General features: G+C 73.8%; 12 protein-coding genes. 8 read left to right on the top strand and 4 right to left on the bottom strand.

The window, feature by feature from the left end; genetic code table 11:
- Nucleotides 1-11: 11 nt before the first annotated feature.
- Nucleotides 12-1,754, top strand: coding sequence for a pyruvate dehydrogenase (locus ACFZA0_RS31045; RefSeq protein ID WP_391023090.1), 1,743 nt, complete (start codon nucleotides 12-14; stop codon nucleotides 1,752-1,754).
- Between the two features lie 354 nt (nucleotides 1,755-2,108).
- Nucleotides 2,109-2,480 carry an ATP-binding protein gene (locus ACFZA0_RS31040; protein WP_391023218.1) on the top strand — a complete coding sequence of 124 codons (372 nt, stop codon included), beginning with the start codon at nucleotides 2,109-2,111 and terminating at the stop codon, nucleotides 2,478-2,480.
- Nucleotides 2,481-2,692: 212 nt separating this feature from the next.
- Here the strand turns inward: ACFZA0_RS31040 and ACFZA0_RS31035 are convergent, their stop codons facing one another.
- Together ACFZA0_RS31035 and ACFZA0_RS31030 are read right to left on the bottom strand one after the other, a co-directional pair.
- The gene (locus tag ACFZA0_RS31035; RefSeq protein WP_391023088.1) at nucleotides 2,693-3,733 is read right to left on the bottom strand and encodes a DUF2637 domain-containing protein; all 1,041 of its coding nucleotides are present in this window, start codon (nucleotides 3,731-3,733) and stop codon (nucleotides 2,693-2,695) included.
- 370 nt (nucleotides 3,734-4,103) lie between these two features.
- A complete protein-coding gene (locus tag ACFZA0_RS31030; protein WP_391023087.1) occupies nucleotides 4,104-4,940 on the bottom strand; it encodes a (2Fe-2S)-binding protein in 837 nt (278 codons plus the stop codon).
- 206 nt (nucleotides 4,941-5,146) lie between these two features.
- Between ACFZA0_RS31030 and ACFZA0_RS31025 the strand changes: the two genes are divergently transcribed.
- Entirely contained in the window at nucleotides 5,147-6,130 is a 984-nt protein-coding gene (locus ACFZA0_RS31025) for an FCD domain-containing protein (protein WP_391023085.1), read from the top strand.
- A 28-nt stretch (nucleotides 6,131-6,158) separates the two neighbouring features.
- Here the strand turns inward: ACFZA0_RS31025 and ACFZA0_RS31020 are convergent, their stop codons facing one another.
- Both ACFZA0_RS31020 and ACFZA0_RS31015 read right to left on the bottom strand, forming a co-directional pair.
- The gene (locus tag ACFZA0_RS31020; protein ID WP_391023083.1) at nucleotides 6,159-6,923 is read right to left on the bottom strand and encodes a hypothetical protein; all 765 of its coding nucleotides are present in this window, start codon (nucleotides 6,921-6,923) and stop codon (nucleotides 6,159-6,161) included.
- A 225-nt stretch (nucleotides 6,924-7,148) separates the two neighbouring features.
- On the bottom strand, nucleotides 7,149-8,840 hold the full coding sequence (locus tag ACFZA0_RS31015; protein ID WP_391023081.1) for a PucR family transcriptional regulator ligand-binding domain-containing protein: 1,692 nt from the start codon (nucleotides 8,838-8,840) through the stop codon (nucleotides 7,149-7,151).
- Nucleotides 8,841-9,177: 337 nt separating this feature from the next.
- Between ACFZA0_RS31015 and ACFZA0_RS31010 the strand changes: the two genes are divergently transcribed.
- From ACFZA0_RS31010 to ACFZA0_RS30990, 5 genes are all read left to right on the top strand, one after another.
- Nucleotides 9,178-10,068 carry an FAD binding domain-containing protein gene (locus tag ACFZA0_RS31010; protein WP_391023080.1) on the top strand — a complete coding sequence of 297 codons (891 nt, stop codon included), beginning with the start codon at nucleotides 9,178-9,180 and terminating at the stop codon, nucleotides 10,066-10,068.
- Nucleotides 10,068-10,655: a 2Fe-2S iron-sulfur cluster-binding protein gene (locus ACFZA0_RS31005; RefSeq protein ID WP_391023078.1), complete on the top strand. Its 588-nt coding sequence runs from the start codon at nucleotides 10,068-10,070 to the stop codon at nucleotides 10,653-10,655. Before ACFZA0_RS31010 ends, ACFZA0_RS31005 begins: the two co-directional genes overlap by 1 nt.
- A 1-nt stretch (nucleotide 10,656) precedes the next feature.
- The gene (gene pucD / locus ACFZA0_RS31000) at nucleotides 10,657-13,041 is read left to right on the top strand and encodes a xanthine dehydrogenase subunit D (protein WP_391023076.1); all 2,385 of its coding nucleotides are present in this window, start codon (nucleotides 10,657-10,659) and stop codon (nucleotides 13,039-13,041) included.
- 235 nt (nucleotides 13,042-13,276) lie between these two features.
- Nucleotides 13,277-14,734, top strand: a complete 1,458-nt coding sequence (locus ACFZA0_RS30995) for a solute carrier family 23 protein (protein WP_391023074.1) — start codon at nucleotides 13,277-13,279, stop codon at nucleotides 14,732-14,734.
- 111 nt (nucleotides 14,735-14,845) lie between these two features.
- On the top strand, nucleotides 14,846-15,997 hold the full coding sequence (locus tag ACFZA0_RS30990; protein WP_391023072.1) for an XdhC family protein: 1,152 nt from the start codon (nucleotides 14,846-14,848) through the stop codon (nucleotides 15,995-15,997).
- The last annotated feature ends 11 nt before the right edge of the window (nucleotides 15,998-16,008 follow it).

Below are 16,008 nucleotides of genomic sequence, written 5' to 3'. Positions count from 1 at the left end.
CACCCGACACCATGGCCAAACAGAACGTCGCCGAGCAGTTCGTCGACATCCTCGTCCGTGCCGGCGTCAAGCGCCTGTACGGCGTCGTCGGCGACAGCCTCAACCCCGTCGTCGACGCGATCCGGCGCAACTCCGCGATCGACTGGATCCACGTACGGCACGAGGAGACGGCCGCCTTCGCCGCGGGTGCGGAGGCCCAGGTCACCGGGACGCTCGCGGCGTGCGCGGGATCGTGCGGCCCCGGCAACCTGCACCTGATCAACGGGCTGTACGACGCCCACCGCTCCATGGCCCCGGTGCTCGCGCTCGCCTCGCACATCCCCTCCAGCGAGATCGGCCTCGGCTACTTCCAGGAGACCCACCCCGACCGGCTGTTCCAGGACTGCAGCCACTACAGCGAGATGATCTCCAACCCGCAGCAGATGCCCAGGGTGCTCCAGAGCGCGATCCAGCACGCGGTCGGGCAGTCGGGCGTCAGCGTCGTCACGCTGCCCGGCGACGTCGCCGCCGAGTCCGCGCCCGAGTCGGCCCCCGAGACCGCCATCGTGACGTCGCGGCCCTCGGTGCGGCCCGGCGACGCGGAGATCGACCGGCTCGTGGAGATGATCGACGCCGCCGGAAAGGTCACCCTGTTCTGCGGCAGCGGCACGGCGGGCGCGCACGCCGAGGTGATGGAGTTCGCGGAGAAGGTCAAGTCGCCGGTGGGGCACGCGCTGCGCGGCAAGGAGTGGATCCAGTACGACAACAAGTTCGACGTCGGCATGAGCGGACTGCTCGGCTACGGCGCCGCCTACGAGGCGACCCACGAGTGCGACCTGCTGATCCTGCTCGGCACGGACTTCCCGTACAACGCGTTCCTGCCGACCGACGTGAAGATCGTCCAGGTCGACGTGCGGCCCGAGCACCTCGGGCGCCGCTCCCGGCTCGACCTCGCGGTGTGGGGCGACGTGCGGGAGACCCTGCGCGCTCTGACGCCGCGGGTGAGGCCGAAGGAGAACCGGCGCTTCCTCGACCGGATGCTCAAGAAGCACTCGGACGCCCTTGAGGGCGTGGTGAAGGCGTACACGCGCAAGGTCGAGAAGCACGTACCGATCCACCCGGAGTACGTGGCCTCCGTGCTGGACGAAGTCGCCTCCGAGGACGCCGTGTTCACGGTCGACACCGGTATGTGCAACGTGTGGGCCGCCCGCTACCTCACCCCCAACGGGCGCCGCCGCGTGATCGGTTCGTTCTCGCACGGCTCGATGGCCAACGCGCTGCCCATGGCGATCGGTGCACAGTTCACGGACCGTGAGCGCCAGGTCGTCTCGATGTCGGGCGACGGCGGCTTCTCCATGCTGATGGGCGACTTCCTCACCCTCGTCCAGTACGACCTGCCGGTGAAGGTCGTCCTGTTCAACAACTCCTCCCTCGGCATGGTCGAGTTGGAGATGATGGTCGGCGGCCTGCCCGCGTACGGCACCACCAACACGAACCCCGACTTCGCCGCCGTTGCCCGCGCCTGCGGCGCCTACGGTGTGCGCGTCGAGAAGCCGAAGGAGCTGGCAGGCGCCCTCAAGGACGCCTTCCGGCACAAGGGCCCGGCACTGATCGACGTCGTCACGGACCCCAACGCCCTGTCCATCCCGCCGAAGATCAAGGCCGACATGGTGACGGGCTTCGCGCTGTCCGCGTCGAAGGTGGTCCTGGACGGCGGCGTGGGGCGGATGGTGCAGATGGCCCGCTCCAATCTGCGCAACGTGCCGCGCCCTTGACGGCCGACTGCCAACTGCCCCTTGCCAAAAGGCCGTTGCTGCTTCTTTGACGCTCCGTGATGACTGTCTCGCTCCGTGGACGGGCATGGATCCCCGTGAACGTGTTCGAGCAGCAGGGGAAGCGGCATCGGCGCACGGGCGGGGGACATGGAGAGGCAGGGACGGGGCGGACGCCCCGTGAGGATCGGAGTCGCCCCGGCCGAGGAGGGTGCGGCGCGCAAGGCCGGCGGCGCGGCACCCGCGCCGGGCGGCGGTACGGGCAACGGCCCGGCGGCGGGCGGCCCTTCGGGCCCCGGCGCGTCCGGTTCGCCGTCCGCCGGGCCGGGCGCGTACCCGGGGCCCGCCGGGGCGCGTCTGGAACGCAGGCTGCCCCGCGCCGACCTGTGCGCCGTCGCCGGGGCGCGCCGCGCGCTGCGGGACTTCCTGCGCCACCGGGTCGCGTCCCCGGTGCTGGAGACCGCGGAACTGCTCACGAGCGAGCTGGTCACCAACGCCCTCGTGCACACCGAGCACGACGCGGTCCTCGCGGTGACCCTGACCGCACGCAAACTCCGGGTCGAGGTACGGGACTTCGCCGCCCACCGTCCGTCGCTGCGCGGTCCGGCCGACGACGGCACCCACGGCAGGGGACTGATCCTCGTGCAGGCACTCGCCGACGCGTGGGGCGTGAGCGCGCACGCGGTCGGCAAGTCGGTCTGGTACGAACTGGCCGCCGACGCGGCCTGACCGGCTGGAAACCGGAGGGGGCGGGGGGGGGGCCGGCGGGGGGCGGCCCGGGGCCCAACAGCACGCCCGCCGGCGCACGCGGCGGGGGCGGCCCCCCCCGGCCCCCCCCCCCCCCCCCCCCCGCCCCGCCCCCCCGCCGCGGGGGCCCGGGGGGGGGGGGGGGGCCCCCCCCCCCCGCCGCCCCCCCCCCCCCCCTCCGGGACGGTCCGGTCCTAACCGAACTGCTGCTCAAGGTCCTTGAGCTTGCGCTCAAGGGAGTCGAGACGCGGCAGGGCCATTGTGTCGTCCTCCGCGGTGAGGTCGACGACGGGCTCCGCCGTGCGCCGCGCGGGCGTCAGGGACGGGCGGGGCGTACGGGCGGGAAGCGGCTCGGGGGCCGATATCGCAGGCTCCGCGGAGCTCGGCGCGGAGCCCCGCTCGACGGCCTGCACCTCGGGCCGGTGGTCGCGGCCCCGGCCGAGGCTGCGCTGCCCGCGGCTGAGTGCCTTCAGGTGGGCGCGCTCGACGCGCTCCTGCTCGCGCCGCAGCCGGCGGTTCTCCTCCTTCTGGCGCTGGTCCTCGCGCACCTCGTCGACCGCCTCGTCAAGACTGCGGACACCTTCGAGGAGCATGAGCGACCACGCCTTGTACGTCTCGCGGGGGGCCCGCAGCCAGCGCACCATGCGGATCTGCGGCAGCGGACGCGGCACCAGACCCTGCTCGCGCAGTGCCGCCCGACGGGTCTGCTTCAGCGCGCGGTCGAAGAGGACGGCGGCCGAGAGGGACATGCCGGAGAAGAACTGGGGAGCGCCCGCGTGGTCGACACCCCGGGGCGCGTGCACCCAGTTGAACCAGGCGGCGGCACCGGCGAACGTCCACACGAGTATGCGGGAACCGAGCGCCGCGTCACCGTGGCTGGCCTCGCGCACCGCGAGCACGGAGCAGAACATGGCCGCGCCGTCGAGACCGAACGGGACGAGGTACTCCCAGCCGTCGGTGAGGCCGAGGTTCTGCTGGCCGAATCCGACCAGGCCGTGGAAGGAGAGTGCGGCGGCGACCGCCGCACAGCAGAAGAGGAGGACGTACGAGGCGGTGCCGTAGACGGCCTCCTTGCGCCGGCGGCGCTCCTCGGTGCGCTCCCACGAATCGTCCGCGCCCGCACTCTTCCCCGAGGAGCGCTTGCCGCGCGCGAGCACCGCAACCGCCGCCAGCATGCCCAGGAGCAGCACGGCGCCCGGAAGCAGCCAGTTCAGCGATATGTCGGTCAGTCTCATCTGGGGTCCCTTGCATTGGGATAGGGCGTAACGCCCGCCATAGTGACCCAATCCCGGCGTCCCTCAGAGGGTTTCGGGGCAAGAGGCCGCCAACGGAGTGCACGGGGATGCGCAGGGGCGACGAGTTGCTCGAACTGCCGCATGAGGGGCGGGAGTTGAGTTCGAATAAGAGTACCCGTACAGGTGGTTCGGCGGAAAGTTCCTGCGACAGGTGAGGAAATTGTGAACCGCCTGTCACCGCACGGGCGTACCGGCGTCGACGATCTTACGACGTGGGCGGGGGCGTCCTCGCCTGAGGGTGCCTCAAACCGCCCCGGTGGACCGGGAGTAGCGCGCCGGGCGTCCCCGCGGGCGGACGCGGGGCATGGGTTCAGGCCGCGGCGGCGGTGATCTTGGCGACGCGGTCGGCGTCGCAGGTGCGCGGACAGGTGCCGCACGTGTCGTCGGGCCGCAGCGTGTAGTACATGCAGCAGCTCGCCCGGTCCCGGGTCTGGAGCGACTGCCCGTCGGGGCCGCTGAGTTCGCGGAAACCGGCGGTGCCGATGTACGGCAGGGTGGCGCCGGGCAGGAGCAGTTCCAGTTCGCGCACGGCCCGCTCCTCCTCGCCGAGGAGTTCACCGAGATACCAGAGGCCGTCCACGATCTCGTCGGTCGCCATCCCCCACAGCGCCCGCCCGCGCCTGCGCATGCGCGGGCCGAACGCGGCGAGCAGCGGCTCCAGGTGCTCCGCGACCGCCGCGCGCACCTCCGTCCGCAGGGCCTCCTCGTCGGGCACGACCCGGGCGCCGGGCAGCAGTGCCGCGGGGTCGCCGGGCAGGCACGCGAAGTCCCCGGGGAGCACCGCGAAGCGGCCGGCCTCCCGGGCGTACCAGACGTTGCCCACGGGATAGCGCGGCACCCTGCGGTGCAGGAACCAGGGCAGCGTGACGAGCAGGGTCGCGGGGAAGGCGTAGCGGTGCAGTCCGAAGGTGGCGACGACGTCGGGGCGGGCGCGCCGCCCGTACTCCTCGACCGTCTGCCGTTCGTCCCACGCGAGGAAGGAGTCCAGCGCGGCCCCGCCCTCGGCGAGCGCGCCGACCGCGAGCCACCGGGTGTCCGCGTGATCGGCGGGCCGTTCGCCGTGGCCCAGCTCGGTCACCGCCAGGTACGGATACACCTCGGTGAGGCGGGCGTACGCGTCGGCCGTGGCCGAGGAGAGGACAGGCATGCCGGGACCACCGATTCACATCGTCGAAGGTAAGGCTCACCTTACCGAATGCGGACGGAATGTGAACCGGGGCCCCGTTCGCCTAAAGTGCTTGACGAACCGGTGACAACCGGACGCAAACGACCCGGAGCCCCGGCGCGCGCCGCGCCCCGGCCGCCGGGCAGGACCGACCAGACCGGCGAGACCGGCGAGATCCAGGAGGACCCGTGACGCAGGGCGCGCAGGGCTCCTCCGGTACGGGCACTCCCGGACGTCCGGCCGGCGGCGAGGACCCCCGGGTCCCCGCGCAGGGCCGCGCCCGGGGCGCCGACCGGCCGTACGGCGTCCCGGCCCCCGCCGCGCGCGACGAGCACCCCGGCGGTCCGGGCCCGGACGGCGGGCACACCCGCGGTGAGCACGTGCACGACGGGCACGCGGACGGCGCCGAGTACGCGGACGCCGACGGGCACGCGGGCGACGGGCACGCGGGCGACGGGCACGCGGGCGCCGGGCCCGCCGGACACCGTCGCGCGGCCGACGGCCCCACGGCGGCGGCCCGGCCGCCGTCCGCGCTCCCGGCGCGGGCCGTCGTGCGGCGCTCCTCGGTGCGCGGGCAGGTGCTCGACGCCCTGCGCGCGGCGCTGCTCGCCGGTGACCTGGTCCCGGGCGAGGTGTACTCGGGCCCCGCCCTCGGCGACCGGTTCGGTGTCTCCGCGACGCCGGTGCGGGAGGCGATGCAGCAGCTCGCCCTGGAGGGCGCCGTCGAGGTCGTGCCCAACCGGGGCTTCCGCGTCACGGTGCGCGGCCCGCGAGAACTCGCCGAACTGGCCGAGGTACGGGCCCTGTTGGAGGTACCAGTGGTGCTGCGTCTGGTGCGGGGCGTGCCGTCGGAGGGGTGGGCGAGGCTGCGGCCGCTCGCCGAGGCGACGGTACGGGCCGCGTCCACCGGCTGCCGTGCGGCGTACGCGGAGTCGGACCGCGCCTTCCACCGCGCGGTGCTCGCCCTCGCGGGCAACGAGCAGTTGGTGCGCGTCGCCGAGGACCTGCACCGGCGCGCCCAGTGGCCGCCGGCCGGCGAGGCCGCGGGGGGCGCCCGCACCGACCTGATCGCCGACGCGGCGGAGCACACCGCCCTGCTCGACGCCCTCGTCGCCCACGACACCGACGCCGTACGGTCGTTGCTGCGCGAGCACTACGCCGCCGCCCGCTGAGGCGGCCCCCTCCGCCGGCTCCGCGCCCTCAGGCGCTCGCGGCCCCCGTCTCCGGCGGCGCCAACCGCCCCGCCAGCCAGGTCGGTACGCCACCGAGCAGGTTGAACAGCCGGCGTGCCTCCTCGCGCAGCCGGGACGCCTCGGGTTCGGGTGCCGCGTCCGCCAGCGACGCCAGCGCCGGCGCCGTGCCGACGAGGTAGCCCAACTCCTCGCGGATCCGCAGGGATTCCGCGAAGCCGTGCCGGGCCTCCGCCAACTCGCCCTCCTGGAGGGCGAGTCCGGCGAGGTGGCGCCAGGTGCACGACAGCAGCAGGGGATCGGGGCGGGTGGTGGCGCCCGCGTGGGCCCGGCGATAGGCGGCCCGCGCGGCCTGCGGGGAGCGGGTCAGGTTCTCGGCGAGCAGTCCGCGCCGGAAGTCCAGCAGGGGCCGGCCCGGACCGCCCGGCGCGAGCAGGGCCGCCGCGCGGCCGAGGGCGGCCCGCGCCTCGTCCGCCCGGTCCCGCACCCGGTGCAGGGTCGCCGCGTAGGCGAGCTGGCCGCGTTCGCAGGCGGCGGCGCCCCGTTCCTCGTCGCCGTGGGCCAGGGCCTCGGCCGTGCGCAGCGCGTCCTCGGCCTCCGCCCAGCCCGCCTCGGTGTAGAGACAGCGCTCCACGAGCAGCGAGGCCCGCTGGAGGGCCGCGTCGGCGGTGTCCCGCCGGAGCAGGGCCGCCGCGTCGACCCAGCACGCGCGGGATCTCAGCCGCCATACCGCGGTCTGGAGTGGATCGTCGTCGGTCGTTCCGTTACCAGACATGGCGGTATGCGCCACGTTGCCCTCCCCGAGCACGCCGTCGAGCCAGTTGAGTGGTGGCGGCATTCCAGCACCGATCACCGGGCCGGGCCAAGGGGATGGGTGAATGTTTTCACAAAGTGGTGGGGATCCGACCGGCCGCGGGCCGTGCCGCACGGTGCGCGCCGGCCGTCCGCGGCACGCCCGCCGGTCGCGGCGCGCCCTCGCGCGGGCAGGCCCGCGCGGGCGTCAGCTCATGCGCAGCGCGAGGAAGAAGTCGAGCTTGTCCTCCAGGCGGGACAGGTCCCGGCCGGTCAGCTGCTCGATGCGGCCCACCCGGTAGCGCAGGGTGTTGACGTGCAGGTGCAGCCTGCCCGCGCAGCGGGTCCAGGAGCCGTCGGACTCCAGGAACGCCTCCAGGGTCGGGATCAGTTCGGCGCGGTGCCGGCGGTCGTAGTCGCGCAGCGGGTCGAGCAGCCGGGCGGTGAAGGCGCGGCGCACGTCGTCGGGCACGAAGGGCAGCAGCAGGACGTGGGAGGCGAGTTCCTGGTGTCCCGCGGCGCAGACCGCGCCGGGCCGGGCGGCGGCGACGCGGCGGGCGTGCCGTGCCTCCTCCAGCGCGCCGCGCAGCCCCTCGGCGGAGTGCACGGCGGCGCTGACGCCGACGGTGATCCGCCCGTCGCCGCCGAGGCCGGCCGCGAGGGGCTCGCGCACGGCGGCGAGCAGGGCGTCGGCGACGACGCCGGACTCCGTGCCGTCGTGCTCGGCGGACACCGACGGCAGCGGTACCAGCGCGACCGCCTCGCCGCCGACGTGGGCGACGGCTATCCGGTCCGAGGGCTCGGGTCCGGTGGCGCGCGGGTCGACGAGGATCTCCTCCAGGAGCGCCTGCGCGGCGGCGCCGCCCGCGTCGGCGTCCTGGCCGGTGCCACCGCCGTCCGTCCACTCGACGCGGGCCACGACGACCTGCCAGTGCGGCGCGGCCCCCAGCCCCGGCAGCAGCACGGGCGCGGCGACCCGCAGCCGGGCGGCGATCTCGGCGGGCGGGGCGCCCGTCTGGACCAGTTCGAGGACCTCCTGCGCGAGGCGGCGGCGGACGGTGCGCCCGGCGTCGCGGCGGTCGCGCTCCACGGCGATGAGCTGGGTGACGCCCTGGAGCAGGTCGAGGCGCTCGGCGGGCCAGTCGCCCGCGTCGGCCTCGACGGCGAGCAGCCAGTCCGAGAGGACGGTGTCGCGGACGTCGCGCGGTCCGCGCGGGGACCGGCCGCCGCCGCGCACCGGGAACACCGAGTAGGCCGTGCCCCCGGCCAGGACGCGGTGCGGCCCGCGCCGCCCGCCGCGCACGGCGGCCAGGTGCTCGCCCGCGAGCCGCGCGCACACCTCCGCCGGGGGCGCGCCCCCGGCGGCCTTGGAGCCCGCGATGACGCGGCCGGCGGACGACAGCACCCAGGCGCGCAGGTCCAGGTCCGAGCCGAGCAGGTCCAGGACGACCTCCGGGCCGCCGCCCGCGGGACCCGGCGTCATCATCCGGCGGTGCCGGTCCACGACGGCCGCCAGATCACCGGCGCGTTCGCCCGACACCTGCCGTACGACGTGCTCGGTGACCGTCGCGAACGCGACCGACTCGTCCACCGCGAACAGCGGCAGCCGGTGCCGCACGCACGCGTCGATCAGGTCGGCGGGCACGCCCGAGAGCTCGGCCTCGCCCGCCGCGAGCGCCGCCACACCGGCCTGCGCGAGCAGCCGTACGAACGGCTCGGAGTCCGCGGCGTCGCGGCGCCACGCCAGGCCGGTCAGCACCAGTTCGCCGCCGGACAGGTAGCGGCTGGGGTCGCGCAGGTCGGTGGTCATCACCCCGCGCACCGTGCGGTCGAGCTCGCTCTCGCCGCCGAGCAGCCTGAGGCCCAGCGCGTCGGTGTCCAGCAGTGCGCGCAGCCGCATGTTCGTGTCGCCGCCGTTCCTTGTTCTCGCAACTTACGGTGATACCTGGGTGGGGGCCCGGCGCCCGGTCGGTCTTCCGGCGTCCCGGCCCGCACCTCGTGTTTCCCGCGGATTTCCGGAGGAAAGCGAGGAGATTGCCCGAGGCGTCCGTTCATATGAATCTACAAGATGACCTCACTGGCCAGCCAACTCCTTCATGGTTTCGGTGACTGACCCCGTTGGAGCAGTGCGCTGTGTACTGGGCCCATCGAGCGTGAACAGCACATGAACGAGCCGGCCCCGCCGCACCGGATCCGGCCCGTCCCCACGCCCCACGAGACGAAGAAGAGAGCCGGTCATGGACTTCCTTCGCCCCGCCAGCTGGGAGGAGGCTCTCGCCGCCAAGGCGGAGCATCCGACCGCCGTACCGATCGCGGGTGGCACCGACGTGATGGTCGAGATCAACTTCGACCACCGCCGGCCCGAGTACCTCCTCGACCTGACCCGTATCGGTGATCTCTACGAATGGGAGACCGGAGAGGAGACCGTACGGCTCGGCGCCTCCGTGCCCTACACGCGGATCATGGAGCACCTGCGCGCCGAGCTGCCGGGCCTCGCCCTGGCCTCGCACACCGTCGCCTCGCCGCAGATCCGCAACCGCGGCGGCGTCGGCGGCAACCTCGGCACCGCGTCCCCGGCCGGCGACGCGCACCCCGCGCTGCTCGCGGCGGGCGCGGAGGTCGAGGCCGAGTCGGTGCGCGGCACCCGGCGCATCCCGATCGACGCGTTCTACACCGGCGTCAAGCGCAACGCCCTCGCCCCGGACGAGCTGATCCGCGCGGTGCACGTGAAGAAGGCCGACGGACCGCAGCAGTACGCGAAGGTCGGCACCCGCAACGCCATGGTGATCGCGGTGTGCGCCTTCGGCCTCGCCCTGCACCCGGCCACCCGCACCGTGCGCACCGGCATCGGGTCCGCCGCGCCGACCCCCGTGCGGGCGGGCACCGCCGAGGAGTTCCTCAACGCCGCGCTCGACGAGGGCGGCTTCTGGGAGAGCGGGGCGGTCATCACCCCTTCCCTGGCACGGCAGTTCGCCGATCTGTGTGCCGCCGCCTGCAACCCGATCGACGACGTCCGCGGCACGGCCGGCTACCGCCGGCACGCCGTCGGCATCATGGCCCGCCGCACGCTGACCTGGGCCTGGGAGTCCTACCGCGGCACCGCCCGCGTCACCGAGGGAGCAGCCTGATGCGCGTCAACTTCACCGTCAACGGACGCCGTCAGGAGGCCGACGACGTCTGGGAGGGCGAGAGCCTGCTCTACGTCCTGCGCGAGCGCATGGGCCTGCCCGGCTCCAAGAACGCCTGCGAGCAGGGCGAGTGCGGTTCCTGCACGGTCCGCCTCGACGGCGTGCCCGTCTGCTCCTGCCTGGTCGCCGCCGGGCAGGCCGAGGGCCGCGACGTCGTGACCGTCGAGGGCCTCGCCGACCACGCGGCCCGGCGGGCCCGGGACGGCGCGGCGGACGGCGCGCGGACGGACGGCACCTCCCTCGACGAGGCCCGGCGCTGGGAAGCCCGTCCGCAGGACGCGCGGGCCGCCGCGGGCGACCGCCTCTCCCCGGTGCAGCAGGCGTTCATCGACGCCGGAGCCGTGCAGTGCGGCTTCTGCACGCCGGGGCTGCTGGTCGCCGCGGACGAGATGCTGGAGCGCACGCCGAGCCCGAGCGACGCGGACATCCGGGAGGCACTCTCCGGCAACCTGTGCCGCTGCACGGGCTACGAGAAGATCATGGACGCGGTCCGGCTGGCCGCCGCCCGCCAGTCCGAGGGGGTCTGACATGGGAACCACCGGCCTGCCCGGGGCCCTCACCCAGGGCTCCCGCACCCGTGGCGGCATCGGCGAGTCCACGCTGCGCCCCGACGGCACCCTCAAGGTCACCGGCGAGTTCGCGTACTCGTCCGACATGTGGCACGAGGACATGCTCTGGGGCCAGATCCTGCGCTCCACCGTCGCGCACGCCGAGATCCTGTCCATCGACACCGCCGAGGCCCTCGCGACCCCGGGCGTGTACGCCGTGATGACCTACGACGACCTGCCGACCGAGGTCCGCCGCTACGGCCTGGAGTACCAGGACACCCCGGTCCTCGCCGACGGCCGGGTGCGCCACCACGGCGAGCCCGTCGCCATCGTGGCCGCCGACCACCCGGAGACAGCGCGCCGCGCCGCCGCGAAGATCAAGGTCGACTACCGCGAACTGCCCGTGGTCACCGACGAGTTGTCCGCCCTCGCCGACGACGCCCCGCTGCTGCACCCGGACCGCGACGACCACCACGCCCGGCACGTCGCGCACCCGAACATCGTGCACCGCCAGCCCGTCGTGCGCGGCGACGCGGACGCGGCGGCGGCCCGCGCGGACGTGATCGTCACCGGCGACTACGTCTTCGGCATGCAGGACCAGGCGTTCCTCGGCCCGGAGTCGGGCCTCGCGGTCCCGTCCGAGGACGGCGGCGTCGACCTGTACGTGGCCACGCAGTGGCTGCACTCGGACCTGCGGCAGATCGCGCCCGTCCTCGGCCTGCCCGAGGACAAGGTGCGGATGACGCTGTCCGGCGTGGGCGGCGCGTTCGGCGGGCGCGAGGACCTGTCGATGCAGATCCACGCCTGCCTGCTGGCCATGCGCACCGGCAAACCCGTGAAGATCGTCTACAACCGGTTCGAGTCCTTCTTCGGCCATGTCCACCGCCACCCGGCCAGGCTGCACTACGAGCACGGGGCGACCCGCGACGGCCGCCTCACCCACGTCAGGTGCCGCATCGTCCTGGACGGCGGCGCCTACGCCTCCGCCTCGCCGGCGGTCGTCGGCAACGCCGCCTCGCTCGGCATCGGCCCGTACGTGGTCGACGACGTCGACGTCGAGGCCGTCGCCCTCTACACCAACAACCCGCCCTGCGGCGCCATGCGCGGCTTCGGCGCGGTCCAGGCGTGCTTCGCCTACGAGGCGCAGATGGACAAGCTGGCCCGCGAACTCGGCATGGACCCGGTCGAGTTGAGGCAGCTGAACGCGATGGAGCAGGGCAGCCTGCTGCCGACCGGGCAGGTCGTCGACTCGCCCGCCCCCGTCGCCGAACTCCTGCGCCGCGTCAAGGCGATGCCCATGCCGCCGGAGCGGCAGTGGGAGAGCACCGACGGCGTCGACGTGCGCCAACTGCCCGGCGGACTCTCCAACACCACGCACGGCGAAGGCGTCGTACGGGGTGTCGGCTACGCGGTCGGCATCAAGAACGTCGGTTTCTCCGAGGGGTTCGACGACTACTCCACCGCCAAGGTGCGCCTGGAGGTCGTCGCGGGGGAGCCCGTCGTCACCGTGCACACCGCGATGGCGGAGGTCGGCCAGGGCGGCGTCACCGTGCACGCGCAGATCGCCCGGACCGAGCTGGGCGTCACCCAGGTCACCATCCACCCGGCCGACACCCGCGTCGGCTCGGCCGGCTCCACCTCCGCGTCCCGTCAGACGTACATGACCGGCGGCGCGGTCCGTAACTCCTGCGAACTGGTGCGGGACAAGGTACTTGAGCGGGGCCGTCGCCTCTTCGGCACCTACCACCCGGCCTGGGCCACCGCCGAACTCCTGCTGGAGGGCGGCAAGGTGGTCACCGACGGCGGTGAGGTCCTCGCCCCGCTCGCCGACGTGCTCGGCGACGAGGCCGTCGAGATCGAGGCGGAGTGGCGCCACCGGCCCACCCAGGCCTTCGACCTGGAGACCGGGCAGGGCGACGGACACGTGCAGTACTCGTTCGCCGCGCACCGCGCCGTCGTCGAGGTCGACACCGAACTCGGCCTGGTCAAGGTGGTGGAGCTGGCCTGCGCCCAGGACGTCGGGAAGGCGCTCAACCCGCTGTCCGTCGTCGGGCAGATCCAGGGCGGCACCACCCAGGGGCTCGGGGTCGCCGTCATGGAGGAGATCATCGTCGACCCCAGGACCGCGAAGGTCAGGAACCCGTCCTTCACCGACTACCTGATCCCCACCATCCTCGACACCCCGACCATCCCGGTCGACGTCCTCGAACTCGCCGACCACAACGCCCCGTACGGGCTGCGCGGCGTCGGCGAGGCACCCACCCTGTCGTCCACCCCGGCCGTCCTCGCGGCGATCCGGAACGCGACGGGACTGGAGCTCAACCGCACGCCGGTGCGTCCCGAACACCTCACCGGCACGGCGTAACCCCGGAGCCCTCCGTCCGGACGGGCGGCGGCCGCGCGGTTCCCCGCGCACCCCGCCCGTTCCGTGCGGAGCCACATGTCCCGTACCGCTCACGGGACTTCACAGCACAGGCACACATCCCGATCGTTCGTCTCGGGCCGTCCCCCGGGTCGTGCGGCCGACCACATCCCAAATCCCGTGACAGCACGCCGTGCTGGCGCGCGGGTGTCCCTTTGAACCTTGGGAGCAGGCCCACATGACCCAGCAGTCACTGGAGCCGGAGAGCGTCGCCGAGGACGCGGGCGCGGGTACCCGCGTCCCGGCCGGACGCTCCTGGCTCGACCGGTACTTCCACATCTCCGGCAGAGGATCCACCGTCGCACGCGAAGTGCGCGGCGGCGTCACCACGTTCATGGCGATGGCGTACATCCTGCTGCTCAACCCCCTGATCCTGTCCGGGAAGGACGCGGCGGGCGACACGCTCGGCCGGCAGGCACTGATCACCGCGACCGCGTTCGCCGCGGCCCTCACCACCCTGCTGATGGGCTTCGTCGGCAGGGTGCCGCTCGCGCTGGCCGCCGGACTGTCCGTCTCCGGCGTACTGTCCTCGCAGGTCGCGCCCAACATGACCTGGCCCCAGGCGATGGGCATGTGCGTCGTCTACGGCGTGGTCATCATGCTGCTCGTCGTCACCGGGCTGCGCGAGATGATCATGAACGCGATACCGCTGGCGCTCAAGCACGGCATCACCATGGGCATCGGCCTGTTCATCGCGCTGATCGGCCTCTACAAGTCCGGCTTCGTGCAGCAGGGCAAGGCAACCCCGCTCAGCCTCGGCCCGGCGGGCCAACTCACCGGCTGGCCGGTCCTGTTGTTCGCCGCGACCCTGCTGCTGATCTTCATGCTCCAGGCGCGGAACGTGCCTGGCGCCATCCTGATCGGCATCCTCGGCGGCACGGCGGTCGCCGCGGTCCTCAACGCGACCGGCGTGGTCGACGCGGACGCCTGGGCGGGCGGGGCGCCCGCCCTGCACGGCAGCGCGGTGTCCATGCCCGACTTCTCGCTGCTCGGGCACGTCGAGTTCGGCGGCTGGGGCCAGGTCGGCGTGATGACGGTCGGCATGATCGTCTTCACCCTGGTGCTGGCCGGCTTCTTCGACGCGATGGCCACGATCATCGGCGTCGGCACCGAGGCCGGCCTCGCCGACGACAAGGGCCGCATGCCGGGCCTGTCCAGGGCGCTGCTCGTCGACGGCGCCGGCGGGGCGATCGGCGGCCTGGCCGGCGGCTCGGGCCAGACCGTGTTCGTCGAGTCCGCCACCGGCGTCGGCGAGGGGGCCCGCACCGGACTGGCCTCCGTCGTCACCGGCCTGTTCTTCGCGGCCTGCCTGTTCTTCACCCCGCTGACCGCGATCGTGCCGCAGGAGGTGGCCTCCGCGGCCCTGGTGGTGATCGGCGCCATGATGCTGATGAACGCCCGGCACGTCGACTGGGCCGACCGCGCCACCGCGATCCCGGTCTTCCTGACCGTCGTGCTGATGCCCTTCACGTACACCATCACGACCGGTGTCGCCGCGGGCGTCGTCTCGTACACCGCCATCAAGGCCGCCCAGGGCAGGGGACGGGAGGTCGGGGCCTTCATGTGGGGCCTGACCGCGGTCTTCCTCGTCTACTTCGCGCTCCACCCGATCGAGGGCTGGCTCGGCGTGCGCTGAGCCCCCGGCCGGGTTCTCGTAGCAGGACGAGCAGATCCACCCCCGTACCCGTACGCACCCGCAGCACACAGCACGCAGCACGCAGCACGGACGCGCCGAGGAGACCGAGAGATGCTGGACATGGCCGAAGAACTGCACCGGTGGGTCGAGCAGGGACGCGACGTCGCCGTCGCCACCGTGGTGGCCGTCGGCGGCAGCGCGCCCCGCCAGCCGGGCGCCGCCCTCGCGGTGGACGCCGACGGCACGGCGATCGGCTCGGTCTCCGGCGGGTGCGTCGAGGGCGCGGTGTACGACCTGTGCGTGCAGGCGCTCCAGGACGGCGAGACGGTCCTGGAGCGCTTCGGGTACAGCGACGAGGACGCCTTCGCCGTGGGGCTGACCTGCGGCGGTGTCATCGACGTCCTCGTCGTGCCGGTCCGCGCCGGCGACTCCGTCCGCCCGGTCGTCGCCGCCGCGCTGGCCGCCGCCGCGCGCGGTGACGCGGCCGCGCTGGCCCGGGTGGTCACCGGCCCCGCCGAGCTGGTCGGCCGGGCCCTGCTGGTCCGCCCGGACGGCACCCGCACGGGCGGCTTCGGCGCCCACCCGGAACTGGACCGCACGGTCGCCGGGGAGGCCGCCGCGTTCCTCGACGCCGGGCGCACCGGCACCCTGGAGATCGGTGAGCAGGGCTCTCGTTGCGGAGCACCGCTCACGGTCCTGATCGAGTCGTCGGTGCCCCCGCCCCGCATGATCGTCTTCGGTGCGATCGACTTCGCCTCGGCCCTGGTCCGGGTCGGCAAGTTCCTCGGCCACCACGTCACCGTGTGCGACGCGCGCCCCGTCTTCGCCACCCGCACCCGCTTCCCCGAGGCCGACGAGATCGTCGTCGACTGGCCGCACCGCTACCTGGAGCGCACCCACGTCGACTCCCGCACCGTCCTGTGCGTACTGACCCACGACGCGAAGTTCGACGTCCCGCTGCTGCGCATCGCGCTGCGCCTCCCGGTGGCCTACGTCGGCGCGATGGGCTCGCGGCGCACCCACCTGGACCGTGCCGAACGACTGCGCGAGATCGGCGTCACCGATCGCGAACTGGCCCGGCTGCACTCGCCGATCGGCCTCGACCTCGGCGCCCGCACGCCGGAGGAGACGGCCCTGTCGATCGCCGCCGAGATCGTCGCCGAACGGCGCGGCGGCAGCGGCGTCCCGCTCACGGGCGCGCACACCCCGATCCACCGCGACGCGGCCGCTGTCGCGGCCCGGCGCATCGGCTCGGTGGCCTGAGCGGAGACCCG

The organism is Streptomyces sp. NPDC008150, assembly GCF_042956945.1.
Classification (GTDB): domain Bacteria; phylum Actinomycetota; class Actinomycetes; order Streptomycetales; family Streptomycetaceae; genus Streptomyces.
The sequence above is the reverse complement of the archived record's forward strand: the minus strand, read 5'-3'. Positions and strand labels throughout refer to the sequence as shown.

What these genes read in the sequence shown, in the direction of transcription:
- ACFZA0_RS31045 (WP_391023090.1), top strand. Translation starts at nt 12, where the DNA reads ATGGCCAAACAGAACGTCGCCGAGCAGTTCGTCGACATCCTCGTCCGT.
- ACFZA0_RS31035 (WP_391023088.1), bottom strand. Translation starts at nt 3,733, where the DNA reads ATGAGACTGACCGACATATCGCTGAACTGGCTGCTTCCGGGCGCCGTG.
- ACFZA0_RS31030 (WP_391023087.1), bottom strand. Translation starts at nt 4,940, where the DNA reads ATGCCTGTCCTCTCCTCGGCCACGGCCGACGCGTACGCCCGCCTCACC.
- ACFZA0_RS31020 (WP_391023083.1), bottom strand. Translation starts at nt 6,923, where the DNA reads ATGTCTGGTAACGGAACGACCGACGACGATCCACTCCAGACCGCGGTA.
- ACFZA0_RS31015 (WP_391023081.1), bottom strand. Translation starts at nt 8,840, where the DNA reads ATGCGGCTGCGCGCACTGCTGGACACCGACGCGCTGGGCCTCAGGCTG.
- ACFZA0_RS31010 (WP_391023080.1), top strand. Translation starts at nt 9,178, where the DNA reads ATGGACTTCCTTCGCCCCGCCAGCTGGGAGGAGGCTCTCGCCGCCAAG.
- ACFZA0_RS31005 (WP_391023078.1), top strand. Translation starts at nt 10,068, where the DNA reads ATGCGCGTCAACTTCACCGTCAACGGACGCCGTCAGGAGGCCGACGAC.
- pucD (WP_391023076.1), top strand. Translation starts at nt 10,657, where the DNA reads ATGGGAACCACCGGCCTGCCCGGGGCCCTCACCCAGGGCTCCCGCACC.
- ACFZA0_RS30995 (WP_391023074.1), top strand. Translation starts at nt 13,277, where the DNA reads ATGACCCAGCAGTCACTGGAGCCGGAGAGCGTCGCCGAGGACGCGGGC.
- ACFZA0_RS30990 (WP_391023072.1), top strand. Translation starts at nt 14,846, where the DNA reads ATGCTGGACATGGCCGAAGAACTGCACCGGTGGGTCGAGCAGGGACGC.